This is a genomic window from Gordonia sp. UCD-TK1, from assembly GCF_001691435.1.
GTDB lineage: Bacteria > Actinomycetota > Actinomycetes > Mycobacteriales > Mycobacteriaceae > Gordonia > Gordonia hongkongensis.
Genome location: NZ_LZMP01000002.1, coordinates 165761 through 191309 on the forward strand (window position 1 = coordinate 165761; position 25549 = coordinate 191309).

24 protein-coding genes are annotated in these 25549 nt (G+C 69.0%); 18 read left to right on the forward strand and 6 right to left on the reverse strand.

Going from position 1 to position 25549, the window contains the following annotated elements:
* Positions 1-5: 5 nt before the first annotated feature.
* The 6 genes from A9310_RS02265 (at position 6) to A9310_RS02285 (ending at position 6456) form a co-directional block, all read left to right on the forward strand.
* Positions 6-239, forward strand: a complete 234-nt coding sequence (locus A9310_RS02265; RefSeq protein ID WP_004019963.1) for a helix-turn-helix domain-containing protein — start codon at positions 6-8, stop codon at positions 237-239.
* A gap of 293 nt (positions 240-532) precedes the next feature.
* Positions 533-634 (forward strand): AURKAIP1/COX24 domain-containing protein, encoded by a 102-nt coding sequence (locus A9310_RS24945; RefSeq protein WP_003402602.1) that lies wholly within the window; start codon positions 533-535, stop codon positions 632-634.
* Between the two features lie 97 nt (positions 635-731).
* Entirely contained in the window at positions 732-1784 is a 1053-nt protein-coding gene (locus A9310_RS02270; RefSeq protein WP_065629199.1) for an NAD-dependent epimerase/dehydratase family protein, read from the forward strand.
* Positions 1785-1976: 192 nt separating this feature from the next.
* Positions 1977-3152: a lysophospholipid acyltransferase family protein gene (locus A9310_RS02275; protein ID WP_171011610.1), complete on the forward strand. Its 1176-nt coding sequence runs from the start codon at positions 1977-1979 to the stop codon at positions 3150-3152.
* Between the two features lie 71 nt (positions 3153-3223).
* Positions 3224-4387 carry a zinc-binding dehydrogenase gene (locus A9310_RS02280; protein WP_065629200.1) on the forward strand — a complete coding sequence of 388 codons (1164 nt, stop codon included), beginning with the start codon at positions 3224-3226 and terminating at the stop codon, positions 4385-4387.
* 374 nt (positions 4388-4761) lie between these two features.
* A complete protein-coding gene (locus A9310_RS02285) occupies positions 4762-6456 on the forward strand; it encodes an HNH endonuclease signature motif containing protein (protein WP_065629201.1) in 1695 nt (564 codons plus the stop codon).
* A gap of 32 nt (positions 6457-6488) precedes the next feature.
* Here the strand turns inward: A9310_RS02285 and A9310_RS02290 are convergent, their stop codons facing one another.
* Positions 6489-7616, reverse strand: coding sequence for an HAD family phosphatase (locus A9310_RS02290; protein WP_065629202.1), 1128 nt, complete (start codon positions 7614-7616; stop codon positions 6489-6491).
* Positions 7617-7777: 161 nt separating this feature from the next.
* Between A9310_RS02290 and A9310_RS02295 the strand changes: the two genes are divergently transcribed.
* From A9310_RS02295 to A9310_RS02335, 9 genes are all read left to right on the forward strand, one after another.
* On the forward strand, positions 7778-8032 hold the full coding sequence (locus tag A9310_RS02295) for a glutaredoxin family protein (protein ID WP_065629305.1): 255 nt from the start codon (positions 7778-7780) through the stop codon (positions 8030-8032).
* Between the two features lie 152 nt (positions 8033-8184).
* On the forward strand, positions 8185-8991 hold the full coding sequence (locus A9310_RS02300) for a redox-sensing transcriptional repressor Rex (RefSeq protein ID WP_065629203.1): 807 nt from the start codon (positions 8185-8187) through the stop codon (positions 8989-8991).
* Positions 8988-10367, forward strand: a complete 1380-nt coding sequence (locus A9310_RS02305; protein ID WP_065629204.1) for a glutamyl-tRNA reductase — start codon at positions 8988-8990, stop codon at positions 10365-10367. The genes A9310_RS02300 and A9310_RS02305 overlap by 4 nt, the downstream gene beginning before the upstream one ends.
* Complete coding sequence (gene hemC, locus A9310_RS02310; RefSeq protein ID WP_065629205.1) at positions 10364-11308, forward strand: hydroxymethylbilane synthase; 945 nt, start codon at positions 10364-10366, stop codon at positions 11306-11308. Before A9310_RS02305 ends, hemC begins: the two co-directional genes overlap by 4 nt.
* A gap of 49 nt (positions 11309-11357) precedes the next feature.
* Positions 11358-13049 (forward strand): bifunctional uroporphyrinogen-III C-methyltransferase/uroporphyrinogen-III synthase, encoded by a 1692-nt coding sequence (locus A9310_RS02315; protein ID WP_055475195.1) that lies wholly within the window; start codon positions 11358-11360, stop codon positions 13047-13049.
* Positions 13050-13205: 156 nt separating this feature from the next.
* Positions 13206-14183: a porphobilinogen synthase gene (gene hemB, locus A9310_RS02320; RefSeq protein ID WP_065629206.1), complete on the forward strand. Its 978-nt coding sequence runs from the start codon at positions 13206-13208 to the stop codon at positions 14181-14183.
* Between the two features lie 48 nt (positions 14184-14231).
* Positions 14232-14963, forward strand: a complete 732-nt coding sequence (locus A9310_RS02325) for a hypothetical protein (RefSeq protein ID WP_065629207.1) — start codon at positions 14232-14234, stop codon at positions 14961-14963.
* Positions 14960-15385 (forward strand): hypothetical protein, encoded by a 426-nt coding sequence (locus tag A9310_RS02330; protein WP_065629208.1) that lies wholly within the window; start codon positions 14960-14962, stop codon positions 15383-15385. The genes A9310_RS02325 and A9310_RS02330 overlap by 4 nt, the downstream gene beginning before the upstream one ends.
* Before the next feature lie 5 nt (positions 15386-15390).
* Complete coding sequence (locus A9310_RS02335; protein WP_065629209.1) at positions 15391-15960, forward strand: DUF3093 domain-containing protein; 570 nt, start codon at positions 15391-15393, stop codon at positions 15958-15960.
* Here A9310_RS02335 and A9310_RS02340 read toward each other — a convergent pair.
* The 3 genes from A9310_RS02340 to A9310_RS02350 form a co-directional block, all read right to left on the reverse strand.
* Complete coding sequence (locus A9310_RS02340; RefSeq protein ID WP_065629210.1) at positions 15942-16646, reverse strand: hypothetical protein; 705 nt, start codon at positions 16644-16646, stop codon at positions 15942-15944. The genes A9310_RS02335 and A9310_RS02340 overlap by 19 nt on opposite strands.
* 95 nt (positions 16647-16741) lie before the next feature.
* Positions 16742-17656 (reverse strand): manganese catalase family protein, encoded by a 915-nt coding sequence (locus A9310_RS02345; protein ID WP_065629211.1) that lies wholly within the window; start codon positions 17654-17656, stop codon positions 16742-16744.
* Positions 17657-17890: 234 nt separating this feature from the next.
* Positions 17891-19984, reverse strand: a complete 2094-nt coding sequence (locus A9310_RS02350) for an acyl-CoA dehydrogenase (RefSeq protein ID WP_065629212.1) — start codon at positions 19982-19984, stop codon at positions 17891-17893.
* Positions 19985-20141: 157 nt separating this feature from the next.
* Between A9310_RS02350 and A9310_RS02355 the strand changes: the two genes are divergently transcribed.
* Entirely contained in the window at positions 20142-20837 is a 696-nt protein-coding gene (locus A9310_RS02355) for a TetR family transcriptional regulator (protein ID WP_065629213.1), read from the forward strand.
* Between the two features lie 170 nt (positions 20838-21007).
* Positions 21008-22171, forward strand: coding sequence for an acyl-CoA dehydrogenase (locus A9310_RS02360; RefSeq protein WP_065629214.1), 1164 nt, complete (start codon positions 21008-21010; stop codon positions 22169-22171).
* A gap of 142 nt (positions 22172-22313) precedes the next feature.
* Here the strand turns inward: A9310_RS02360 and A9310_RS02365 are convergent, their stop codons facing one another.
* Entirely contained in the window at positions 22314-22802 is a 489-nt protein-coding gene (locus A9310_RS02365; RefSeq protein ID WP_238995077.1) for a YdcF family protein, read from the reverse strand.
* A gap of 195 nt (positions 22803-22997) precedes the next feature.
* Positions 22998-24467, reverse strand: a complete 1470-nt coding sequence (locus A9310_RS02370; RefSeq protein WP_065629306.1) for an NAD-dependent succinate-semialdehyde dehydrogenase — start codon at positions 24465-24467, stop codon at positions 22998-23000.
* 135 nt (positions 24468-24602) lie between these two features.
* On the opposite strand from A9310_RS02370, the gene A9310_RS02375 reads away from it, so the two are divergent.
* Positions 24603-25544, forward strand: coding sequence for an SGNH/GDSL hydrolase family protein (locus A9310_RS02375; protein ID WP_065629215.1), 942 nt, complete (start codon positions 24603-24605; stop codon positions 25542-25544).
* The last annotated feature ends 5 nt before the right edge of the window (positions 25545-25549 follow it).

Sequence of the window (25549 nt, forward strand, 5' to 3'; positions counted from 1 at the left end):
GATCCATGGCACCTGCAGACACTCCTGGTGACAGGACAGGCGCAGTGAGCAACGCGGCTTCGGCGTCGCAGTTCCTCACCGTCGCCGAGGTTGCATCGTTGATGCGCGTTTCGAAGATGACCGTCTACCGTCTCGTCCACAACGGCGAACTGCCCGCGGTTCGGGTCGGACGCTCGTTCCGTGTGCACGCGAAAGCGGTCCACGACTACCTGGAGACGTCGTACTTCGACGCCGGCTGATCCGGCTTTCGCACCACGCCTGAACAGCAGTTTCTTCGAAAGGTCTCCGTGACCGGCCCACGCCGGTCACGGGGCCTTTTGCGTGTGGGCGTCCTCGGCCACCGCTCGTCGGCCATCGCGATTTCCCGATCCGGCGTGCCGCCCGGTAGGCTCGGTGGTCGCGTACCTGGATGCGCCGGTGAGCCCTACGTGACGCACCGCCGCTCGTCGCTTCGCTCCCGGCGCCGTACCCGGCTGAAGTGCTGACCAGGGCCGAACAAGTACATCAGTGTCAATCGTGAGGAAGCGCCCCGATGGGTTCAGTGATCAAGAAGCGCCGCAAGCGCATGTCGAAGAAGAAGCACCGCAAGTTGCTGCGTCGGACCCGGGTGCAGCGTCGCAAACTCGGTAAATAGGCTTTTCTTCGGCATCAGGACCCGCCACGGCGGGTCCTTTTGTCGTTCCGGGATTCCTCGGTGCGCCGGAACGCCCGACTGGCGATAGCCTCGGGGCATGGCCGAATCCACCTCCGCACCCCCCAGGGTGGTCCTGGTCACCGGGGCGTCGACCTTCCTCGGCGGCTACCTGGTGGCCCGTCTCGCGGCCAATCCGGACATCGAGAAGGTGCTCGCCGTGGACTCGCGGGTGCCGCGCAAGGATCTCCTTCGCCGGATGGGGCGAGCGGAGTTCCTCCGGGTGGACATCCGGCGTCCCACGATCGCGAAGGCGCTCGCCGCCTATGACGTGGACACGGTCGTCCACGCCGCGACGTCGATCGCCGACACCGCCCCGCACTCCGCTGCGATCAAGGAGTTCAACCTCGTCGGGGCGATGCAGGTGTGCGCGGCCTGCCAGCGCACACCATCGGTGAAGCGTCTCGTGCTGCGTTCCACCGCCATGGTGTACGGCGCGGGCAGCCGCGATCCGTCGCACTTCGCCGAGGAGACGCGCGCTCCCCGGGAGCCGAAGCGGGGATACGGTCGAGATCTACTCGACGTCGAGGGTTACGTCCGCGGCCTCGGTCGGCGGCGTCAGGACATCGACATCACCATCGTCCGCCCGCAGGCCATGTTGGGTCCGCGCATCACCACCCGGATGAGTTCGTACCTCTCCCTGCCGGTCGTGCCGACGGTGATCGGATTCCAGCCGCGCCTGCAGTTCCTGCACGAGGAGGATGCGCTCGCGGCGATGGAGCACGTCACCCTCGCCGGGAAGGTCGGCACCTACAACATCTCGGGCGAGGGCGTGGTGACGCTCACGCAGGCGATCCGACGCGTCGGGCACATCGAACTGCCTGTTCCGAGCAGTCTGCTGGCGCCGATCGCGGGGGTGTTCCAGGACCTGCGGTCGGCGAAGCTGCGGTCGTCGCAGACGGAGTTCCTCACCTACGGCCGGGTGCTCGACACGACCCGCATGCGGACCGAACTCGGCTTCGTCCCGCGGTACACGACGCTGGAGACGTTGGACGACTTCATCGAACGCAGCGGGGTGACGCCGGTGATCGGGTCCGATTCGTGGAGATCGTTCGAGCGACGGGTCGTGTCGGCCGCCCACCAGTTGCAGTGAAATTCAGGGTCATGATGGCGGTGAAGTCGCCGTGAGCATGCGCAACGTGGGTGCAACCTCTAGACTTGGACGCCAGACCCACATCGCGCCCAGCGCTCCTACGCCGCGACTCGTTCGCCCCGGCGGTCCGAGTGCCGGCAGCAACCCGAGCCCAGACCCGGCCCGGATTTCGAACCCAGGACTCAGCTAGGGGTGAGCACTTTGGCAGGTGGCGGAGCGACAGATGCACGTACCGCGAAAGTCATTCAGCTCTACACATCGCCGACGGGTCCCGATGCCCGGGGTGTCCGGGAATCGGGTCGCCGACGCCATCCGAGTCAGCAGGTCGGTCGTGAACGATCGAAAAGCGCAGCGGCGCAACGGGGATCGTCGACGCTCGGACACCCCAACACCGATGGGTTCGGCCGCGCGCCCGCGCAGGTGACCCCGATCAGCGACGAGATCACCCTTCCCGACGAGGCGCTGGGCGTCGAACATCGCGGTCCGTCGAAATCGAGTCCGCTGTTCAGCCTGGGCGGTCTGCGCGGCGCGGTCGCCGACACCCTCACCTCGACCGCCGGGTTCATCCGGGAACGGATGGCGGGGGAGTACGAGGTCGACGAGTTCGGATTCGATCCCCACTTCACCGAATCGGTGTGGTTCCCGGCGATCCGGCAGGTCTACGAGAAGTGGTTCCGCGTCGAGGTCACCGGTGTGGAGAACCTGCCGCGCGAGGGTGGGGCGCTCCTGGTCGCCAACCACGCGGGCACGATCCCGGTCGACGCCGTGATCACCTCGCTGGCCGTGCGCGACAACCACCCGGAGGGCCGGTACCTGCGGGTCCTGGCCGCCGACATGGCCTTCGACACGCCAGGCGTCAGTGAGGTCGCGCGGCGGATCGGTGCGACGCTGGCGTGCAACTCCGACGCCGACCGTCTGCTGCGCGCGGGTGAGCTGACCGCGGTCTGGCCCGAGGGGTACAAGGGCATCGGCAAGCTGTACAAGGACCGCTACAAGCTCCAGCGGTTCGGCCGCGGCGGGTTCGTGACGACCGCGCTGCGCAACGCCGCGCCGATCATCCCGGTGTCGATCGTCGGCTCCGAGGAGATCTACCCGATGCTCGCCGACCTCAAGCCGCTCGCCAAGATCCTCGGTCTGCCGTATTTCCCGGTGACCCCGCTGTTCCCGTGGCTCGGGCCGCTGGGCATGGTGCCGTTGCCGTCGAAGTGGCACATCCACTTCGGCCGGCCCATCGAGACCGGCTCCTACGACGAGGCGTCCGCCGACGACCCGATGGTGGTCTTCGACCTCACCGACCACGTGCGCGAGGAGATCCAGCAGACCCTCTTTCGGATGCTGAGCCGACGCGGAAGCGTCTACTTCGGCTGAGCTCGGTGTCGCGCGGGGGCGTGGCGCGCGTTCGACGCCCGTTCCGGTCCGTCAGCTGATACTCATGGAGCATGCGTGCAGTCGTGTGCCGGCAGGGCGAGCTGACGGTCGAGGAGATCCCCACCCCCGAGCCCGGCAAGGGTCAGGTACTGCTCCGCGTTCTCCGCGCGGGCATCTGTGGTTCGGACCTGCACGCCCGGGTCCATGCCGATGCCACGGCGCAGGTGTCCGCCGAGGTCGGCTACGACGCATTCATGCGATCCGGGCAGTCGGTGGTCATGGGACACGAGTTCGCCGGCGAGGTGGTCTCCTACGGGCCCGGTTGCCGTAAACGCTGGTCTCCCGGGACCCCGGTGGTGTCGGTCCCGATGATCCGGCACGGCGCCGACGCCCACCTGACCGGACTGTCGGAGTCCGCGCCGGGCGGGTACGCCCAGTTCGTCCTGGTGTCGGAGGACATGACCTTCGAGATCCCGGAGAACCTGCCCGCCGAGCATGCTGCGCTGACCGAGCCGATGGCCGTCGCCCATCACGCGGTCCGACGCGGGGAGGTGGGACGCCGGGATGTCGCGGTCGTCGTGGGTTGCGGCCCGATCGGGCTGGCCGTCATCACGATGCTGAAGGCCGACGGAGTTCGCACGGTCATCGCGAGCGACCCGTCACCCGGCCGCCGGGTGCTGGCTCATCGCGTGGGGGCCGACATCGTCGTCGACCCGACGGTGTCGTTGCCGTTCGAGCGATGTGCCGAGGTCGGCAAGTACATCACTCGCGCCCAGGATCTGCTGGGCGCGGCGTTCGATGCCATGCGGACCCTGCGGCGGATTCCGCTGGCGCCATGGTCCTCGGTCTTCCGCATGGCCGACCGCCTGGGTGCCACACCGAAGGGCCCCGTCGTCTTCGAATGTGTGGGGACGCCCGGGATGATCGAGCACGTCGTGACCGAGGCGCCGTTCCGGTCGCGGATCGTCGTGGTCGGGGTGTGCATGGAACCCGACACCTTCCGCCCGGCGATGGCGCTCAACAAGGAACACGAGTTGCGGTTCGTGTTCGCCTACGACCCCGCCGAGTTCCACGACACGCTGCACATGATGGCCGACGGCAAGGTCGACGTCGCACCGCTGATCACCGCGACGGTCGGCCTCGAAGGCGTGGGAGCGGCATTCGATGCCCTCGGCCGCGCCGAACACCACGCCAAGGTCCTCATCGACCCGATGAGTGAGGTGGACTCGCTGTAGGACCGGGGCGACGCGGTGCGGTGGCCGAATCCGGTTGTCGCAGTAAGTTGTTGACGGTGCTCGAAGTCCGTCGACGGTGCGGCCCCGGCCCGCTGGTTGAGCCGGCCCGAGCCGCTGGGCGAGTCGCCCACCCCCGCTGGTTGAGCCGGCAACGAGCCGTTAGGCGAGTCGCCGTGTCGAAACCACCTGGCGACCCGCACAACTCAGCTATCGGCGAACCTCGCCGACCTCAGACCGCAACGCTCAGAGTCTATTTCGTCTACGACGGTGACGCGCTGTGGAGGCTCATCCGGAATTGTCGGTGGTCGGGTTTAGATTGGTTGGTATCAGAACACGCCCCGGAAAAGGGGTGGGTCGGACAGGCGTCGGGGGGCGTGGTGAAGGCGTGGACCGATCTACCGGGCGAGTTCGTCGCCGGGGTCGATCCTGCCCACGCCGCCGAGACCGACATGGTGTTGTTGATGGCCGGCCTCGACGCCACCCGACGAGGCGAGTCCTACCTTGCCTGGCACCAGTATCAGACGATCGCGGCGATGACCGACCGCCTGATCACCACCAGCGCGTCCGGGTTCGTCATGGACGGCCACGCGGACTGCGCCGCCCGCATCGCCCGCCAAGCCGGGGTGTCCCGCCGGCATGCCGAAACCCTCATAGACGAGGCCATCGCACTACGGGATCGGCTCCCCGAGGTTGCTGACACGCTGCGTGACGGGGTCTTGTCGCAGTGGCAGATCCGGTTGGTCATCTCCCGCACCGAACTGATCCCCACCGATGACCCGATCACCCCCGCGTTGGATGCCGAGATCGCCGACACTGTGCGCCGCCGCACAGGTGTGTGGGATCGGGCGCGGTTGCGGGACATGGTCGACCGCCTGGTCTTCCGCCACGATCCGGATGCGGTACGGCAACGCCGCAAAGACGCGATGGATCAGCGTGGGGTGTGGACCCACGAACTGCCCGACGGCACCGCCGAACTCACCGCGGTGATGTCGGCGGAGAACGTGCGGATCTCGGCCAAAGCCGTCGCCATCCTCGCCGACTCCGTCTGCAAACGAGACGGCCGCACCCAAGGGATACGACGATCCGATGCGATGTTCGCCCTGCTGACCCGCACGCCATTCGAGTGCCAATGCGACGACAACGAGCAGGAGTGCACCGCCGACATCCCCGACCCGCAAAGCGTCCTCGACGCCGTCCGCGCCGAAGTCGTGATCCATGTCGTCACCGATGCCACCACCCTCGCCGGAGCACCCGGGGTCGGATTCCTCGACGAGCACGGCATCATCAGCGACGAACACGTCCGTGACCTCGCCGCCCGCCCCGACGCCACCCTCACCCCGGTCACCCCCGCCCGCACCCAACCCACCTACGTCGCCGACACCGCCGATACCGCCGACGATGCAGCACAGCGAACTGCCCATCGCCCCGCGCCGGCTGACACAGTCGAGTCGACTGTTCACGGCGGCACTGATGTCGAGGCGGCCGAACCCGGTGATGTCGGCGGGACCGGTGGCCTCGCCTCGGGCGTAGCGGTGGTGTATCCGGCGACCCATCCCGGCAACGGGTACCGGCCCACCACGTCGTGCGCTGACTTCGTACGCGTACGCGACGGCTACTGCACCGAACCCGGCTGCACCCGTTCAGCGTTCGCGTGCGATCTCGACCACGTCACCGAATACGACCACACCGACCCCGCCCGGGGTGGGGCGACCGCGAGTGAGAACCTCAACGCCAAATGCCGTCCCGGTCACCTGTTCAAAACCCACGGGGACTGGGTCGATGTGCAGTACCGCGACGACGACGGTCGCCTGGTCACCGAGTACGAGACCCCCGAAGGGGTCACCCTGTCCGGCGACGCCGAAACGCTGGAAGACACCTTCCCCAACCTGCGGCGGATCCGGTTCGAACAAGCCGCCCAAGCCCCACCCACACCACGCGTCATCGCCTCCGACAATCCGGAGCGCACGCACAGCCGACTGGACGCCAAACTGGCCCGCCGGCGACAAGAACGCGCCCGCAACAAACGAGCCCGCGAAGAACTCGACCGCCTCGACCCACCGCCCTTCTGATCCGGGGAGCCAGGGCCGTCGGCGTCGAACGGTCAGCGCTGCCGCAGGAACCGCGCCGCGGCTGCGGCCCCACCGCCCGCGGCGCCGAGCACGATGGCGGTACCGGCGCCGTACTTGGCGGCCTTGCGCGCGGTGCGGAAGTCGTACATCTCCCAGCCGCGGACCTTGGCGACGTCGCGCAGGTCGGTGTCGGGGTTGATCGCCACCGCGCGGCCGACGAGCGACAGCATCGGTACGTCGTTGTGCGAATCCGAGTACGCCGTACAGCGTTTCAGGTTGAGCCCCTCGCGGATCGCGAGCGCGCGCACCGCATGGGCCTTACCAGGGCCGTGCAGGATGTCGCCGACGAGCCGCCCGGTGAAGACCCCGTCGACGCTCTCGGCGACGGTGCCCAGCGCACCGGTCAACCCCAGCCGGTCGGCGATGGTCTGCGCGAGTTCGACGGGTGTCGCGGTCACCAGCCAGACCTGCTGTCCGGCATCGAGGTGACGCTGGGCCAAAGCCCGCGTACCCGGCCAGATCTTGTCGGCGATGTAGTCGTCGAAGATCTCCTCGCCGAGCTCGACGAGTTCGGAGGTCGGCTTGCCCGCGATGAACGACAACGCCTTCTCCCGGCCCTCCGCGACATCGCGCGCATTCTCCTTGCCGGTGATCCGGAACTTCGCCTGCGTCCACGCGAAATCCATGATGTCGCCGTAGGTGAAGTACTTCCGCGCGGCGAGACCACGAGCGAAGTGCACGATCGACGCGCCCTGGACCAGGGTGTTGTCGACGTCGAAGAAGGCGGCCGCGGTGAGGTCGCGCCGCGGTTCGCCCGGGATCTCGGCCGTCGGGCGCGAACGCAGCGAGTCGACGGCGGCCTTCGCGCTCGCCTCACCGGCCAGCGTCTGGCGGAGTTCGTGGGCGGTCTGGCGGAAGCGACCGGTGGCCGCGGTCGCCCGCTGGGAGATCCAGGTGGTGACCCGGTTGGTCTCGTCGTCGACGAGTTCGTGGAGTTCGGCGTCCTCGTCGAAGTCGTCGGTGAACTCCACGCGGGCGGCATGCGCCTCCCAGTCGTCGCCGGTCGGGCCGTCGCCCTGCATCGGATTGGGCGGGAGATCGGTGGCGTCGTCGGGCGTCTCGTCGTCCTGCCGGTCTTCCGGGCCCGGGATCTCGCCCACTGCCCACCTCCCACGCGTAGCGCCAGCACTGCTTGCCGGGTACAGCCTAGTGGTGCCGGGGCCCGAAGTCCGACCCCCGCGCGCGGTGGCGGATCGCACACCCGCTCGGGGCGGGGTCACCCGGGTGATCGCACGATCACGACGCTGGGAGGATGGTCGCCATGACGGTGGAACTGTTGACCCGTGCGGGGTGTCAGGCCTGCGCGGCAGCCCGCTCCGACCTGACCCGGATCTGCGCCGACCTGGGCGTCGAGTTCACCGAGGTCGACGTCGACCGGGCAGCCGAGGCCGGCCGGGGCGACCTGCGCGCCGAGTTCGGTGACCGGCTGCCCGTCGTCCTGCTCGACGGCGACGAGCACAGTTACTGGGAGGTCGACGAGCCGCGCCTGCGGGCCGATCTCACCGGCCGGCGGTGAGTCGCCGGATCCCGCGCCGCACCGCCTAACACAGCACGGCCGGTCCCGAGGGGCCGTGTGAACAGATTCACAGGCAAGTTATATCCTCGTTCCCGTTGGGAAGAGTCGGGTCTCGGTGTCTGGTCGACGCCGACGAATGTGCGGGAGTGAGTGTGGGCGCGGAGCGTGCGAAGTCGGCTGACGCCGACCCTCCCGCGTCTGCCGTCCCCCCGGTCGACAGCCCGGCCACCGACATCCCCGGTCCCACGGTCGCCCGGTTGGCCACCTACCTGCACGTACTGCGCTCGTTCAGTCGTCGGGGCATCCTGCTGGCGTCGAGCGGCGAGCTCGCGACGGCAGCCGGGGTCAACCCGGCCATCCTGCGCAAGGACCTCTCCTACGTCGGCGCCAACGGCGTGCGCGGCGTCGGATACGACGTGGGCAGGCTGACCGCCCGGATCTCGATGACGCTGCACACCGACAGCATCCACACCGTCGCGCTCGCGGGCGCCGGCTCGCTCGGCCGTGCGCTGCTGTCGCACGCCGGCTTCGGACGCGGCTTCCGGGTCGCTGCGATGTTCGACGCCGATCCGGCCCTGACCGGCGCGGTTCTCGAGCCGGGCGGCCCGCGGGTCGCCCCGCTGACCGACATCGCCGCCGTCTGCGCACAGGTCGTCCCGGCCGTCGAGATCGCGGTGATCGCCACCGCCGACGACGACGCCCGACGCGTCTTCGATGCATTCGTGGCCGCGGGTGTCCGGCAGGTGCTCAACGTCACGCCCGTGTCGCTTCCGGCGGAGTCGGATGTTGTCGTCAGACAAGTTGATCTAGCCTTGGAACTACAGGTGTTGGCTTTCCAGGCCTCTCGCGGGCCGCGCGACGACGTCAAGGAGGCGCGCGAGGCGAAGCCGACGCGGGGGCACCGGGGAAGTGCCGGACACCAGGGAAATGTGATGGGTGAAGAAACGGTGACAGCGTGAGTGTTCTGTTGTTCGGGGTATCGCACCGCAGTGCTCCCGTCGAGGTGCTCGAGCGGTTGGCGGTCTCCGACCACGACCGCCCCAAACTGATCGACGAACTGCTCTCCTCGCGCGCGATCTCCGAAGCCATGCTCGTGTCCACGTGCAACCGCGTGGAAATCTATGCCGTCGTCGACGCCTTCCACCCGGCACTCGAGGCGGTCGGCTCGGTCCTCGGCGACCACTCCGGCATGACCGTCAACGAGATGACCCGCCACGCCTACGTCCGTTACTCCGAGGCCGCCGTCGAGCATCTGTTCACCGTCGCGGCGGGCCTCGACTCGCTCGTCGTCGGCGAGCAGCAGATCCTCGGCCAGATCCGCAACGCCTACCTCAGCGCCGACGCCAACGACTCCGCCGGACGAGTGCTGCACGAGCTGGCGCAGCAGGCGCTGCGGGTCGGCAAGCGCGTGCACACCGAGACCGGGATCGACCGCGCGGGTGCCTCCGTGGTCTCCGTCGCGCTGCACCGTGCCAAGTCGCTGCTCACCGATCCCGCGACGGGCGCGCATCGCCTGCGCCGCGCGGTGGTCGTCGGTGCCGGCGCCATGGGCGGTCTGGCGACCGCGCAGCTGGCCCGTGAGGGCGTGACCGAGATGGTCGTCGTCAACCGGACCGTCGACAAGGCCGACCACCTCGCGGGCAACATCGCCGCCAACCACGGAATCAGTGTCCGCGGCGTCGGGCTCGACGACCTGCCGGAGGCGATGGCCACCGCCGACGTCGTCGTCACGTGTACGGGCGCGATCGGTGCGGTCGTCGGCGTCGGATCGGTGCACTCGGCACTCGCGGCCCGTACCGGGGACGCAGCTCCGCTCGTCATCTGCGACCTCGGGCTCCCGCGTAACGTCGACCCCGCCGCGGCCCGCCTGCCCGGCGTGCACATCGTCGACATCGAGGGACTGCGCGGCGACTCCGAGACCCAGGCCGCCGAGAACGACACCCTCGCCGCCCGGTCGATCGTCGCCGCCGAGCTCGCCGACTACCTCACGCACCAGCGTCAGGCGGAGGTCACCCCGACCGTCGCGGCCCTGCGCCAGCGCGCGGCCGACGTCGTCGAGGCCGAGATCCTGCGCCTCGAGACCCGCCTGCCCGACCTCGAAGGCGCGCAGCGCGACGAGGTCGCCAAGACCGTCCGCCGCGTCGTCGACAAGCTGCTGCACGCACCGACCGTGCGCGTCAAGCAGCTCGCCTCGACCCCCAACGGGGATCACTACGCCGAGGCGCTGCGTGAGCTGTTCGAACTCAAACCCGGTGCAGCCGAAGCGGTTTCGGCTCCCGACCATCTCGGTGGCCTGCCTTCGGGCGACGCGGCCGGCGATCTGGGTGACCGATGAGCGAACCCTCCACCGCGCCGATCCGGATCGGTACGCGGGGCTCGCTGCTGGCCCGGACCCAGTCGCAGACCATCGCCGACGCCCTGACCGCCGCCGGACATCCCGCCGAACTGGTCATCATCAAGACCGCCGGTGACGCCTCGGCGGCCCCCGTCACCGAGATCGGCGTCGGGGTGTTCACCACGGCGATCCGCGTCGCGCTGCGGAACAACGAGGTCGACGTCGCGGTGCACTCGTACAAGGACCTCCCGACCGCCCCCGAGAACGACCTCACGATCGCGGCCATCCCGCCGCGCGTCGATCCCCGGGATGCGCTGGTCGCACGCGACGGAATGGTGCTCGGCGAACTGCCGCCCGGCTCGGTGATCGGTACCTCGGCCCCGCGGCGGGCCGCGCAGCTTAGAGCACTGGGTCTCGGTTTGGAAATCCGCCCCCTACGAGGCAACCTAGACTCTCGGTTGGGCAAAGTCGCCAGCGGCGAACTCGACGCAGTCGTGGTCGCCCGCGCCGGACTCGTGCGGATCGGACGGACCGACGTGGTCTCCGAGGCGCTCGAACCGGTGGTCATGCTGCCGGCGCCGGCGCAGGGTGCACTCGCTGTGGAGTGCCGCTCAGACGATGCCGAACTGGTGAGAATTCTCGCCGAGTTGGACGACCAGTCCACCCGCGCGGCCATCGAGGCCGAACGGGCGGTACTCGCGGCTCTCGAAGCCGGATGTACCGCACCGGTCGGTGCGATCGCCGAGGTGGTCGAGTCGATCGACGAGGACGGGCGCATCTTCGCCGAACTGTCGTTGCGTGCGGCGGTGGCGGCCGAGGACGGGTCGGACGTGATCCGCGCTTCGGTGGTGGGTCCGGTCGATCGTGCCGTTCAGCTGGGCAAGGACCTCGCCGCCGAACTGCTGGAGCTGGGAGCGGGCGACCTCGTCAACTCTCCCTAGCAGAGAACGAACTGCAGCCCTCGCCGAGAGGGCAGGAGAGTGCGAACCCATGAGCCGTACGAAGAAGGCAAATCCCGGACGGATCCTGTTCGTGGGGTCGGGTCCAGGGGACCCAGACCTGCTCACCGTGCGGGCACGCACCGTGATCACCAACGCGACCACCGCCTACATCGATCCCGATGTACCCGCGCCGGTGGTGTCGCTGATCGGCAGTGCGCATCGCGACGAACCCGCCGCCGACACTCGCCGATCCACCAAGAAGGCCGAGAAGCCCGCTGACGACGCCGCGTCGACGCCCGCCGCACCGGCCGACGATTCGCAGGCCGCCGGTGACGAGGCCGGCGCGACCGATGCCGGGCAGACCGACGAGGAATCGGTGGTCCGGCCGGCGCTCGGCGATCCGGCCGAGGTCGCCAAGACCCTCGTGGCCGCGGCCCGCAACGGCGACGACGTCGTGCGCGTCGTCGCCGGCGACCCGCTGACCACCGATTCGGTCCTCGCCGAGGTCAACGCCGTCGCCCGTACGACGGTCACCTTCGAGGTGCTGCCGGGCCTGCCCGCCGCATCCGTGGTCCCGAGCTACGCCGGCATGCCGCTCGGTTCCACCCACACCGAGGCCGACGTGCGCGGCGAGGTCGACTGGGCCGCGCTGGCCGCCGCCCCCGGCCCGCTGGTGCTGCACGCGACATCGGGCCACCTGGCCGAGACCGCCAGCGCGCTCACCGAGCACGGCATGGCCCCCCAGACCCCGGCCGCCATCACCATCAACGGCACCACCTGTGCGCAGCGCACCATCGAGGCCACGCTCGCGACGCTCAACGAGCAGGGCAACGCGCTCACCGGTCCGCTGATCGTCACGGTCGGCAAGGTCGTGGGTGCGCGCGGCAAGCTGTCGTGGTGGGAGTCGCGCGCCCTGTACGGCTGGACCGTCCTGGTGCCGCGGACGAAGGACCAGGCCGGCGACATGAGCGAACGCCTCGTCAGCCACGGTGCGATGCCCAAGGAGGTGCCGACCATCGCGGTCGAGCCGCCGCGGAGTCCCGCGCAGATGGAGCGCGCCGTCAAGGGTCTCGTCGACGGGCGGTACCAGTGGGTGGTGTTCACCTCCACCAACGCGGTGCGCGCGGTGTGGGAGAAGTTCGCCGAGTTCGGGCTGGACGCCCGGGCGTTCTCCGGCGTCAAGATCGCCTGCGTCGGTGAGGCCACCGCCGAGAAGGTGCGCTCCTTCGGCATCAACCCCGAACTCGTGCCGTCGGGTGAGCAGAGCTCGCTCGGTCTCCTCGAGGACTTCCCGCCCTACGACGATGTCTTCGACCCGGTGAACCGAGTCCTGTTGCCGCGCGCCGACATCGCGACCGAGACACTGTCCGAGGGACTGCGCGACCGCGGCTGGGAGATCGACGACGTCACCGCGTACCGCACCGTGCGCGCCGCACCGCCGCCCGCCGAGACCCGCGAGATGATCAAGACCGGTGGTTTCGACGCGGTCTGCTTCACCTCCAGCTCGACCGTGCGCAATCTCGTGGGCATCGCCGGAAAGCCGCACGCGCGCACCATCGTCGCGTGCATCGGGCCCAAGACCGCCGAGACCGCAACGGAATTCGGCCTCCGGGTGGATGTGCAGCCGGAGAACGCATCGGTGCTCGAACTCGTCGACGCGCTCGCCGAGCACGCCGCCCGACTTCGGGCCGAGGGCGCACTTCCGCCCCCGCGCAAGAAGTCTCGTCGCTCGCGTTCCTGAGCTGCTCCTGCTCCCTGAGGCGCCGCCCTGAGGTGCGAGGAGCGCAGCGACGAGCCTCGAAGGGTGCGAGGAGCGATAGCCGCCGGGCCGAGCAAGCGACGAAGGAGCGCGTCGAGGTCGACGAGCCTCGAAGGGCCCGTGAGACGAAGGAGACCCATGCCACCCGTGATCCGGCCCCGGCGCCTGCGCACCACCCCGGCCATGCGCCGGCTGGTCGCCGAGACCTCGTTGGAGCCGCGACATCTGGTGCTGCCGATGTTCGTCGCCGACGGCATCGACGACCCGGTACCGATCTCGTCGATGCCGGGCGTCGTGCAGCACACGATGGATTCGCTGCGGGCCGCCGCGGCCGAGGCCGTCGACGCCGGTGTCGGCGGGCTCATGCTGTTCGGGGTGCCGCGCGCCGAGGACAAGGACGCCACCGGGTCGGGTGCGGATGCCGACGACGGAGTCCTCAACCGGGCTCTGCGTACCCTCGGCGACGATCTCGGGGACGCCACGGTCCTGATGGCCGATACCTGCCTCGACGAGTTCACCGATCACGGGCACTGTGGCGTCGTCGACGGTCGGGGTCGCGTCGACAACGACGAGACCCTCGCACGCTACGTGTCGATGTCCCTGGCCCAGGCGCGGGCGGGTGCGCATCTCCTCGGGCCGAGCGGGATGATGGACGGCCAGGTCGCCACGATCCGGGCCGCCCTCGACGCGGCGGGCTTCACCGACACCGGGATCCTGGCCTACGCCGCGAAGTACGCCTCGGCGTTCTATGGCCCGTTCCGCGAGGCGGTCGGCTCGTCGTTGCAGGGCGACCGGCGCACGTACCAGCAGGACGCGGCCAACCGGGTCGAGGCGCTGCGCGAGGTCCGGCTCGACCTCGAGGAGGGCGCCGACATCGTGATGGTGAAGCCGGCGATGAGTTACCTCGACATCGTGCGCGACGTCGCCGACATGAGTGACGTGCCGGTCGCGGCCTACCAGATCAGCGGTGAGTACTCGATGATCTCCGCCGCCGCCGAACGCGGGTGGATCGATCGCGACGCGGCGATCCTGGAATCGCTGACCGCCATCCGACGGGCCGGTGCGTCGATCGTCCTGACCTACTGGGCGGCCGAGGTGGCGCAGCGCCTGTCCTGACCTGAGCGTGTAGGGCTCGTCGTGCTGCCCGTTCACTAGGCTGGTCCCATGTCCGCACCGTACGACCCCGCGTCCGACCCCGGCGCGCCGTCGCGACCGAAGATCCCCGACTCCGTCTCCATCGCCGTCGAGCTGTGGGTGGTGGTGATCGTCGGGCAGATCGTGGCGATGTTCGCGCAGACCGGCACCTTCGTCGAAATGATCCGCGATCAGGTGAGTTCTGCTCCGCAGGAAGGGGTCCCGCCCGAGCAGATCGACTTCATGACCTCGTCGGGGTTCGTGGTCGGTGTGCTGGTCGTGACGTCGCTGTTCCTCACCGCGATCACGGCCTTGGTCGTCTGGTTCACCCGTAAGGGCTACAACTGGGCGCGGATCGTGCTGTCGGCGATGGGTGTCTACGTCGTGGTCAGCCTGCTCTTCTCGCTGTTCGGTGGCGACACGTCGCCGGCGTGGGCGATGGTCCCGCAGGTGATCAGCGGCGTCGCGGCGCTGGGTGCGACCGTGCTCCTCATGCGCGGGGACTCGGAAAAGTACTGCCGGGAGATGGCCGCGGCGCGGAAGCCGCAGCCGGTCCACCCGCCGTCACCCCCGTACCCATACGGCCAGAACCCGTATGGCCAGAACCCGTACGGCCAGAACAGGCCGTATGGTGACAGCGATCATCGCGGCGCGCCCGGCCCGTACTCCGACGACGCCCGATCCGAGCCCGTTCACCTCGACAAGCCGCATCCGGAGAACCGGGGCATCGACACCCAGAACGAAGGACCGAAGAACCAGTGACAAGTCCTGATCCGGCGCTGCGTCCGAAACTCGTCGTCTGGGCCTACCGGTGCTGGCTGACCTCCGGCGCACTGCTGATCGCGCTCGGTGCACTGGTCATGGTCGTGTCGGCGGCCAGCGACACCGGGACCGTCACGTCCGGGGTGCTCGGCGCCATGGTCGCCGTCGTGGGTGTCGGGTACATCCTGCTGGGCAGCAAGGCCTACACCGGCGATGCGCGGTGGCGGTCGTCGCTGGCGGCGCTGACCCTGGTCGTCGTGGCCATGCTGCTGTTCCTGAGCCTGGGGATGAACTTCTTCGCGTTCCCGTTGCTCGCTGGCCTCGTCGGTCTGTTCGGGTCCCTGCTGGCCTACCGTCCGCCCGCCGAGACCTGGTACACCGGCAAGGAGCCGGAACCCAAGACGCCGCGGTCGCGCAAGTAGGGCACATGACCGACGACGATCCCGAAGGTCACGACTCCGACCCCGTCGAGCCGGCGGGTGAGGTGCTGTTCGCCGAGTCCGGCGGCAGCTGGTGGGTGGTGCTGATCGGTCCGGTCCTGGTGGGTGCGGTCCTCGCGATGGAGATCGCCGGGCCCGGTCAGGTGCACTGGCCGGTGCTGGCGATCTTCTTCGTGCTGCTGCTGGGGTTCTCGCTCGTGCAGGTGTCGGCAGCCCGTCGGCATGTCAGCGTCGAGCTCACCGAGACCACGCTCCGCCAGGGTGCCGTCACGACGCCGCTGGCCGACATCGCGAAGATCTTCCCGCCCAATCACAGCCACACCCCCGAGGACTGGGAGAGTGCGTCCGCGTTGGGCGAGCTGCACGGTGTGCCGCGCCGCCGCAAGGGGATCGGCGTGCAGCTGACCTCCGGGCGGATCGCGCAGGCATGGGCCCGCGATGTCGAGCGGTTGCGCAGCGAGCTCACGCAGGCGCACGAGGCCGTCCGGCTGGGGCTGCCGCCTCGGGGGACGTCGACGACGGAACCGTCCTCGGAGGATCAGGACACGACGGAGTGACGTCCCGCCCGGCTGTCGCGGTAGGCGCGGCGTCGTAGATCCCCGAGCCACGACGGGGCGAACTCGACGCCCTCGGGCCGGTGCAGGATGGGGTCGAAATCCACGTCGAGTCCGGTGAGGACGTGGTCGACTTCGATCCGGACGACCGGCACGAACCGTCCGGCGCCGGCCTCCAGGACGATGACGATCGGTTGGTTGCGGCGGAGACGGGCGGCCAGGTCCTCGATCGACAGGCCCGACGAGTCCGCCGGTTCGAGGATGCGCGCCCGAATCCAGTACAGGTCACCGTCGTACCGGTACGGCGTCAGGCTCGACACCGCGGTGGCCCAGTGCGTCGTCGGCAGCGGGACGGGTAGTCGGCCGTCGAGCGGGGCCGGGCCGGCGAGCAGGAGATCCCACGCGCCGGTGGCGTTGGTCGACGGCGACACCCCGCCGCCGCCGACGGTGCCGGGGTCGGTCGACGGGAAGCGGATGGCCAGGCCGACGATGTCCGGTAGGCCGCCGGGTGTGCCGATGCCCTTGGAGACCCGCACCGACACCGGACCGCTGTGAAAGGGCAGTGGGTGGTCGGCCGACAGCGCGGCCGTGCCACCACACAGCAGACCGTCGGGGTGGAACACCCGGGCGTGTCTGAGGGCGGCCAGCCAGCGGAACGGGGTCGTGATGAGGTCGGGTAGTGCGCTCATGAGAACTCCGGTTGTCGGGTGGGCGCACGCGTGCCCGGAGGCGTCCCCGACATCGGGTCCACCGCCGGGCAGCGTGCACTGCACATGCTGTCGGTCTAGCCGGACGGGTCCGGGTCGACGACGTCCTTGATCTTGCCCATGACACCCTTCTCGGTGCCGAACTGCGGCTTCTGCGGGGTGCCCATCGCGCCGTCGTAGGTCGCGTAGAGCTTCGGGTCCGGCGGCGGCCCCGACTGCCGATCGCCCAGCGGCTGCGGGTCGGCGAGGAACTTGAACTGGTGCGCGCCGTCGGGCGTGGGGCCGCTGGCCCAGCCGCCCTTGTCCGAGTCCTCGCCGTCGGACAGGTGCCACAGGGTGCTCGCGTGCTCGCTGAACTCCTCGTCGAAGAGGTCGTCGGGGGCGATCGTGCCCTCCAGGCCGTCCTCCTTGAGCTCCTCGATCCCCTTCAGCCAGAGGTTCTGGTGGAAGGTGTCGCGGGCGAGGTTGAACCGCAGCATGGCCTTCACGCCCGGATCGTCGGTCATGTGCCACAGGCGGGCCGTCTGGACGCGCCCCTGCGCCTCGGCGGTCACGTTGGCGTGGAAATCGGCGAGCAGATTGCCGCTGTGCGTGATGTATCCGCTGTTCCAGGGCACACCGTTGCTGTCGGCGAGACGGGGGCCGCCGCCGGAGAAGATGGCCTGGGTGGGGTCGGTGCCGCCGAGGACGGCGGCGACCACCGGGTCACCGAGGGCGTTCTCGGTCGAGTTGGTGACCGGCGCGCCTTCGAGCAGACGTGCGACCATGGTGGCGATCATCTCCACGTGACCGATCTCCTCGGTCGCGATGTCCATGATCATGTCCTTGTACTTGCCCTTCATGCGGCAGTTCCAGCCCTGCATGAGGTACTGCATCGTCACCGTCATCTCGCCATAGGCGCCGCCGAGCAACTCCTGGAGCTTGCGGGCGTAGATGGGGTCGGGCTTCTCGGGTTTGACGTCGAATTGCATGTAATCGGTGTGGCGGAACATGTGTTCTCTTTCCGAATCGGCTTGTGGCACGCTGTCGCAGCGCAGATGGACAAGTCGGGCGCGGGCGATTCCCGGACGCGGGCCCGCGCGATCTCGTCGGTGCGTCGCAGCGTGGTCTCCACAGCGGCGTCGGCGGCAGTATTCCCGTGGTGCGCAGGCCCAAACACCGGTGCCGAAACGACAACGCGGCCACCGCCTGTTCGACGGTGGCCGCGATGGTCTCGAGAGCGGGGGTCAGCCGTTCTGGAGCATGGGTGCGCGCAGCAACTCTTCCGGGACGCCGAAGGCGTCGACGAGCGACCGGGCATGCGGCCGCAATTCCTGGCAGAGCTCGTTCACGCCGCGGCGGATCGCCTTGGCGCGCTCCACCGAGATGTGCCGGTGCATCATGAACCAGGACAGGTCGTCCTCCAGTGCTGAGTAGACGAAGAGGTCGCACACCTTGCCCAGAAGCTCGGCCGCCGAACGGGAATCGCAATTCTCGATCGCCTCGACAAAGGCCTCGAGCACCACGCGTTCGATGTGCGCGTGCCCGACCTTCAGCAGGTGGTCCTGAGCGTTGTTGAACACCTCGAAAGCGTCGTTGTCGTCGTCGAGCGCGCGGCGTAGACGTTGCGCGCACGTCCGGACGAGGTGGTCCTCGCGGTTGCGGAACAACCGGATCTGGGTGCTGCGGTCGGTGAGCGCCGACTTCTCGGTGTCCTCGTCGGAACCGTCGAGCAGGGTCTGCACGACCTGTCGGACCGCGGTCTTCTCGGCCACCACGTCGCGGGCCATGCCCGCGATGAAGCGCACCCAGCCGCCCGCCGAAAGGCCCTGGACGTCTTCGGAGTACGCGGACAGCAGCTCCTTGGCGATGAGCTGCGTCATGATCGTGTTGTCGCCCTCGAAGGTGGTGAAGACGTCGATGTCACCCCGCATGATCGACAGCTGGTTCTCGTCGAGATAGCCTGCGCCGCCGCAGGCCTCACGGCAGACGTTGATCGCGTGGGAGGCGTGCCACGTGGCGTAGGCCTTGAGGCCGGCGGCCTGCCCCTCGAGCTGGCGCTGGCGTCCGGCGTCGGAGTCGTCGGGTGCGACCGACTGGACCTCGTGCAGTTCGTCGACGATCTCGTTCTGCGCGAATCCGATCGCGTACGACTTCGCGATGAGCGGCAACAGCTTTCGCTGGTGACCGAGGTAGTCCATCACGGTGATCTCGTCGGTGCCCTCGGGTGCCTCGAACTGCTTGCGGATCAATCCGTAGCGGGTCGAGAGTGCCAGCGCCTTGCGGCCGGCGGCACCCGCGGTCGCCGCCACGCTGACGCGGCCGCGGATGAGGGTGCCCAGCATGGTGAAGAAGCGGCGGTTGGTGTTCTCGATCGGCGAGCTGTAGCTGCCGTCTTCGGCGACGTCGGCGTAGCGGTTGAGTAGGTTCTCCGCGGGGATGCGGACGTTGTCGAACATGATCCGGCCGTTGTCGACGCCGGCGAGTCCGCCCTTGTACCCGCAGTCGCTGGTCGTGACGCCGGGCAGGTCGGAGCCGTCCTCGTCGCGGATCGGCACCACGAAACAGTGGACGCCACGACCTTCGGGCTCCTCGTCGGGCCCGCCGGTGACGAGCTGGGCGAACACCGCGGCGTACCGGGCGTGCGCGGCGGCACCGCCGATGTAGTCCTTGCGGGACGACGGGGTGGGGGAGTTGATCACGAACTCGCGGGCCTCACGGTCGTAGGTCGCCGTGGTCTCGATGGCCTGCACGTTCGAACCGTGCCCGGTCTCGGTCATCGCGAAGCACCCGAGGACGCTCAGGTCGATGATGCCGGGCACGTACTTCTCGTGATGCCGTGCGGTACCGAGGTTTTCGACGGCGCCGCCGAAGAGACCCCATTGCACGCCCGCCTTGACCATGAGGGACAGGTCCGCGTAGCCGAGCATCTCGATGGCGGTGATCGACGCGCCGATGTCGCCGCTGCCGCCGTGGTCCTCGGCGAAACCGGCGGCCGCGAAACCCTGCGAGGCGAGCTCGCGCATCACCTCGAGGGTGTGGGCGCGCGCCTCGTCGAGCGTCCGGGACGGGTCGGGCAGGAGGTCGGCGCGGTTCGAGTTCTCCCGCACCGTCTCCCTCGTCGCGCGCCAGCGACCGTCGAGGACGAACCGCAGATTGTCGACGAGCAGGGCACGCTCGTCCGCGGACAGTTCGTCGTCGGCGGAGACGTCGGTCGGGGCGACCGGGTCGTCGACGGTCGGTTCGGTCGCGATGGGTGTCGGACTCGTCGTCGACGGGGTCTTCTCCGTCGAGCTCTTCTCAGCCGGGGTCTTCTCGGTGGGAGCGGTGGGGGTTGCCATGGCTCCACCGTACGTAGTGACCACGCGTCGGACCCAGCTTTTGTGGCGGTCGCTACTGACGAGTAATGCGCACCGATCCGCTGCACGGGTCCGCGCCGAACTCCGGGTTCGGGACGGTCCGAGGGTCTCGTCGCCTCGATGTGGTGATACTTGTCCCATGTCAGTCGCGGACACCGATCCGGCCGCCTTCCGCACGCGCGTCGTCGCCGAGTCCATCCGTCTGTTCAGCGAGCACGGCTACGAGTCGACGACCGTCGAGCAGCTCGCGGCCGCCGCCGGGATGTCCCGTCGCACGTTCTTCCGGCAGTTCGGGTCGAAGGAGGACGTGATCTTCGCCGACCACGAGTCGCTGCTCGCGCAGGTCGGCGACCGGTTCGCGGCCTCCGACGAGGATCCGTGGCTGGCGGTATGTGCGGCGGCCGAGCTGGTCTTCGCCCACTTCGTCCGGGATCGCGAACTCGCGGTGCGGCGCGCACAGGTGGTGCAGGAGGTGCCCGCGCTGCGGGATCGGGAGCTGGTGACGACGTACCGCTACCAGGGTGCGTTCGAGGAGTTCCTGCGCGCACGGTTGCCCGGCGAGTCGCCGGTGCGGGTGGTTGCCTACGTCGCGGCGGTCACGGGCACCCACAACTTCCTGCTGCGGCAGATGATCCGCGGCGACGCCGAAGCCACCCCCGAACGACTGCGGGACGAGCTGCACCGAGTGGCGATGGCACTCGGTGCCGGGGGCGCCGGCGGCGCATCGGTCCCGGGCGGCGGGTCGCGCGGACAGGTCACCGTGGTTGCCTATCCGGCCGGGATGTCTCGCTCGGAAGTCGCACGTCGGGTGGCCGAAGAGCTGGGGGAGGACTGACCCGGCAGAGGGCTGCGGGACATCGGCGCCGGTTTCGGGGACAATCGGCGGGGACGGGGATTGCATCGATTGACATGGCACTCAGTGCCGTGCTGAACTGGTTGTCAACATCTGCCGGCACCCCGTGTGCCGGGAACGAACAGGCACTCGCTGTGCCGTGAGGAGTTGTCATGGGTTTCGGAAATCCCGACTTCGACGTCTTCCAGCTTCCGGAGGAGCACGTCGCCCTGCGCGAGGCCATCCGCGCGCTCTCCGAGAAGGAGATCGAGCCGCACGCGGCTGACGTCGACGAGAACTCGCGTTTCCCGGAGGAGGCGCTGAACGCCCTCAACGCGTCGGGCTTCAACGCCATCCACGTTCCCGAGCAGTTCGGCGGTCAGGGCGGCGACTCGATCGCAGCCTGCATCGTCATCGAGGAAGTGGCCCGCGTGGACGCTTCGGCGTCGCTGATCCCGGCCGTCAACAAGCTCGGCACCATGGGCCTGATCCTCAACGGCTCGGACGAGCTCAAGCAGCAGGTGCTCCCGGGCATCGCCTCCGGTGAGGCCATGGCCTCCTACGCGCTGTCCGAGCGCGAGGCCGGTTCCGACGCCGCAGGCATGAAGACCCGCGCCCGCAAGGACGGCAACAACTGGGTACTCAACGGCTCCAAGTGCTGGATCACCAACGGCGGCAAGTCGACCTGGTACACCGTCATGGCCGTGACCGACCCGGAGAAGAAGGCCAACGGCATCTCCGCGTTCATGGTCCACAAGGACGACCCCGGCTTCACCGTCGGACCGCTGGAGAAGAAGCTCGGCATCAAGGGTTCGCCGACCGCGGAGCTGTACTTCGAGGACTGCACCATCCCGCTCGACCGCATCATCGGCGACGAGGGCACCGGCTTCAAGACCGCCCTGCAGACCCTCGACCACACCCGCCCGACCATCGGCGCGCAGGCCGTCGGCATCGCGCAGGGCGCGCTCGACCAGGCCATCGCATATGTCAAGGACCGCAAGCAGTTCGGCAAGCCGATCAGCTCGTTCCAGGGCGTCGAGTTCATGATCGCCGACATGGCGATGAAGGTCGAGGCCGCTCGCCTCATGGTCTACACCTCGGCCGCTCGCGCCGAGCGCGGCGAGAAGAACCTGGGCTTCATCTCCTCGGCGTCGAAGTGCTTCGCCTCCGACGTCGCCATGGAGGTCACCACCGACGCCGTCCAGCTCTTCGGCGGTGCCGGTTACACCCGCGACTTCCCGGTCGAGCGCATGATGCGCGACGCCAAGATCACCCAGATCTACGAGGGCACCAACCAGATCCAGCGCGTCGTCATGAGCCGCGCGCTCCTGCGCTGATCGCCCCTGAAGCAACACGATCTCGCCCCGTCGGCTTCGGCCGGCGGGGCGAGCTGCGTTCTCGCGGTGCCGTTTCCGTCCCGCTGATGGGATCGAATCAGCGGGACGGAAATGGCGACGCGAGAAGGGTATTCGCGAGGTGCTAGGCGTACGCCGACCGGAACTCGATGCGCGCGCCCTGTTGCCGGGCCGCGTCGCGGAAGTTCTTCATCGCGCGTTCCATGTGGAAGCCGTTGGTCACGATGATCGCGCCGTTGGCGCCCATGTGCTTCAGCATCCGCACCGTGTTCTGGGCGTTCTGCACCGTGGAGGTGGAGGCGCCCTCGTTGACCATCTGCCACATGGGAATTCCACGTCGGATGAGCCCGAGGTTCATGAACTGGGCCTCGGTGACGGGCAGCCAGTGGGTGTCGCCCCCGGAGACGATCATGCGGTTGAACGGGTGCTTCTTGCCGAGGTTCGCCGCGACGTCGAGACGACGCTTGAGGACATCCGGAGTTTGCCCGAGAACGCCGAACTTGGCGCCGAGTACGACGATGTACCGGGTCCCCGGACTCTGCCAGAGGAAGTTGCTGTTGGGGGTCCCGAGTTCGGAGCTACCGAGGTCGACGCTGCCGAAATCGGTACTGATCGCGGCGTTCTCGACCTACGCCACCGGTTCGGACGGTGCGACGGCGACCGCCACCGAGGCGGCAGTTGCGATTGCGGCCGCGGCTGCCGCGGTCGTGAGGGTTCTACGACGCATGGTGACCGAGTGTAGGGATCAGTACGGTCGTACAGGTATCGGATCGATAACACCTGTATCACTAGTCACATACGTAACACGCTAGGTGAGCGCGATGTACTTCACCGAGAGGTACTCGTCGATGCCCTCGCTGCCGCCCTCACGCCCGATCCCGGACTGCTTGATGCCACCGAACGGTGCTGCGGCGTCGGAGATCACGCCGCGATTGACCCCGACCATGCCGGAGTCCAGGGCGCCCGCGACGCGCATGCAGCGCTCGAGGTCGCGGCTGTAGAAGTACGACGCCAGGCCGTATTCGGTCGAATTCGCGGCCTCGATCCCCGCGGCTTCGTCGTCGAAGCTGCTGATCACCGCGACGGGGCCGAAGATCTCCTCGCGCGTGACCGGCGCGTACGGATCGACGTTGTCGAGAACCGTTGCGGGATAGAAGAAACCCTGACCTTCCGGACGTTCACCGCCCAGTCGCACGCGGGCACCGTCGGCCACCGCCTGCTCGACCGCGTCGGCGACCTTGTCCCGCTGGTCGGCGTTCACCAGCGGCCCCAGGGTCACCCCGTCGTCGTACCCCGGTCCCATCCGGACCTCCGACATCTTCGCCACCAGCTTCTCGGTGAACTCCTCGGCGACACCGGACTGCACCAGGAACCGATTCGCGGCGGTGCAGGCCTCGCCCCCGTTGCGCATCTTGGCGGCGAACGCGCCCTCGACCGCGGCGTCGACGTCGGCGTCGTCGAAGACCAGGAACGGGGCGTTGCCGCCGAGCTCCATCGACGTGCGCAGGACGCGGTCGGCGGCCTGACCGAGCAAACTGCGACCCACCGGCGTCGACCCGGTGAAGCTGATCTTGCGGATGCGATCGTCGGTGATCAACGTCGACGACACGTCGCCGCTCGACGTGGTGGGCAACACCGACAGCACGCCGGGCGGCAAACCGGCTTCGGCGAAGGCCTCTGCCAGTGCCAGCATCGTCAGCGGCGTCTCGCGGGCCGGCTTCACGAGCATCACGTTGCCCGCGGCGAGCGCGGGCCCGATCTTGCGCGTCCCCATCGCGAGCGGGAAGTTCCACGGGGTGATCGCCAGGCACGGCCCGACGGGCTGGTGGGCCACCAGGATGCGCCCGTTGCCGGCCGGCGACGGACTGAACCGACCGCCGATCCGGACGGCCTCCTCGGCGAACCACCGCAAGAACTCGAGTCCGTACGTCGTCTCCGCCCGGCTGTCGGGGAGGGCGCGGCCCAGCTCGAGGGTCATCAGCATGGCGATGTCGTCGGCGCGATCGGTGAGCAACTGGAAGGTCCGGCGGAGGATCTCGCCGCGCTCCCGTGGTGCGGTGGCCGCCCAGTCCGCCGACGCCGCGACGGCGGAATCGAGAGCCCGGCGGGCATCGGCGACCCCCGCGTCGGCGACCGAGACGAGCGACTGTTCGGTCGCGGCGTCGTAGACCTCGAAGGTCCCGCCGTCGGCCGCGGGTGTGGACCGGCCGTCGATCCAGAGCCCGGTCGGCACACCGTCGAGTACGGCCTGCGGGTCGAGAATCTCCTTGTCGCTCATGCGCATTCACATCCTCGTGACTCGGCTGCGGGACTCCGCACGAAGCGGCGATCCCCTCGGCGAACCACGCTACCCGCGCGGGCGGGCGGCCGGCCGGTGGTTGCCGACGGGCTTCACCGCACGCAGGATGGCGGCATGACGGCACGCAGGTTCGACGATCGACGTCCACGGCGGCTCATCCGGTCCGGACTCGTGCTGCTCGCGGCAGGAGCGGTCCTCGCCGGCTGTGCCCAGTCGACGCAGAACGACGCCCAGTCGACGGAAACGCCTGCCCAGTCGACGCAAACGCCCGCCCAGTCGACGGAGAACGACACCCGGTCGACGGAGTACGTGAACCTCGGCGACAGCTTCAGCGCCGGGACCGGTGTGCGGCCGCTGGAGGAGGACTCGCCGATCTACTGCCTGCGGTCGTCGAGGAACTACGCGCATGTCGTCGCGGCGGACGAGGACTTCGACCTCACCGACGTCAGCTGCGCGGGCGCCGACACCGACGACTTCGGCGAGTCGCAGCACCAGGGCGTGCCGCCGCAGCTCGACGCGCTCGACGACGACACCGACGTGGTCACGATGATGATCGGCGGCAACGACGAAGAGACCTACGGTCGCGCGATCCGGCTCTGCGGCGAACTGGCCGACGCCGACCGCACCGGCTCGCCGTGCACGGACCGTTACGGACGGGCGCTGATCGAGCCGGTCGCCACCGACATCTATCCCGCCGTGCGCCAGGCCCTGCGCGACGTCCGGGACCGCGCGCCGAACGCGCGCGTCCTGCTCGTCGGCTATCCCTGGCTGGTCCCGCCGACCACCGGCTGCTATCCCGAGATGCGGCTCGCCGCCGGGGACGTGCCGATGATCCGCGAGCTCCAGACCGCGCTCAACACGTACGGGCGGCGCGCGGCGCAGGACGAGGGCGTCGAGTTCGTCGACATGTCACAGGTGTCCGAGGGGCACGACGCGTGTGCCGGCGAGCAGCGCTGGATCGAGCCGATGACCACCTCGGGACCCGGCGCGGTGCACCCCAACGAGGCGGGTCAGGCGGCGATCGCCGAGCAGGTGCGCACCGCGCTCGCGAGCTGACCAGA

Excerpts from the sequence above, each read along its gene's own strand:
- A9310_RS02280 (WP_065629200.1), top strand. The coding sequence starts at position 3,224 with ATGCGTGCAGTCGTGTGCCGGCAGGGCGAGCTGACGGTCGAGGAGATC.
- A9310_RS02335 (WP_065629209.1), top strand. The coding sequence starts at position 15,391 with ATGACCGACGACGATCCCGAAGGTCACGACTCCGACCCCGTCGAGCCG.
- A9310_RS02340 (WP_065629210.1), bottom strand. The coding sequence starts at position 16,646 with ATGAGCGCACTACCCGACCTCATCACGACCCCGTTCCGCTGGCTGGCC.
- A9310_RS02265 (WP_004019963.1), top strand. The coding sequence starts at position 6 with ATGGCACCTGCAGACACTCCTGGTGACAGGACAGGCGCAGTGAGCAAC.
- hemB (WP_065629206.1), top strand. The coding sequence starts at position 13,206 with ATGCCACCCGTGATCCGGCCCCGGCGCCTGCGCACCACCCCGGCCATG.
- A9310_RS24945 (WP_003402602.1), top strand. The coding sequence starts at position 533 with ATGGGTTCAGTGATCAAGAAGCGCCGCAAGCGCATGTCGAAGAAGAAG.
- A9310_RS02270 (WP_065629199.1), top strand. The coding sequence starts at position 732 with ATGGCCGAATCCACCTCCGCACCCCCCAGGGTGGTCCTGGTCACCGGG.
- A9310_RS02350 (WP_065629212.1), bottom strand. The coding sequence starts at position 19,984 with ATGGCAACCCCCACCGCTCCCACCGAGAAGACCCCGGCTGAGAAGAGC.
- A9310_RS02370 (WP_065629306.1), bottom strand. The coding sequence starts at position 24,467 with ATGAGCGACAAGGAGATTCTCGACCCGCAGGCCGTACTCGACGGTGTG.
- A9310_RS02325 (WP_065629207.1), top strand. The coding sequence starts at position 14,232 with ATGTCCGCACCGTACGACCCCGCGTCCGACCCCGGCGCGCCGTCGCGA.
- A9310_RS02315 (WP_055475195.1), top strand. The coding sequence starts at position 11,358 with ATGAGCCGTACGAAGAAGGCAAATCCCGGACGGATCCTGTTCGTGGGG.
- A9310_RS02375 (WP_065629215.1), top strand. The coding sequence starts at position 24,603 with ATGACGGCACGCAGGTTCGACGATCGACGTCCACGGCGGCTCATCCGG.
- A9310_RS02345 (WP_065629211.1), bottom strand. The coding sequence starts at position 17,656 with ATGTTCCGCCACACCGATTACATGCAATTCGACGTCAAACCCGAGAAG.
- A9310_RS02355 (WP_065629213.1), top strand. The coding sequence starts at position 20,142 with ATGTCAGTCGCGGACACCGATCCGGCCGCCTTCCGCACGCGCGTCGTC.
- A9310_RS02295 (WP_065629305.1), top strand. The coding sequence starts at position 7,778 with ATGACGGTGGAACTGTTGACCCGTGCGGGGTGTCAGGCCTGCGCGGCA.
- A9310_RS02360 (WP_065629214.1), top strand. The coding sequence starts at position 21,008 with ATGGGTTTCGGAAATCCCGACTTCGACGTCTTCCAGCTTCCGGAGGAG.
- hemC (WP_065629205.1), top strand. The coding sequence starts at position 10,364 with ATGAGCGAACCCTCCACCGCGCCGATCCGGATCGGTACGCGGGGCTCG.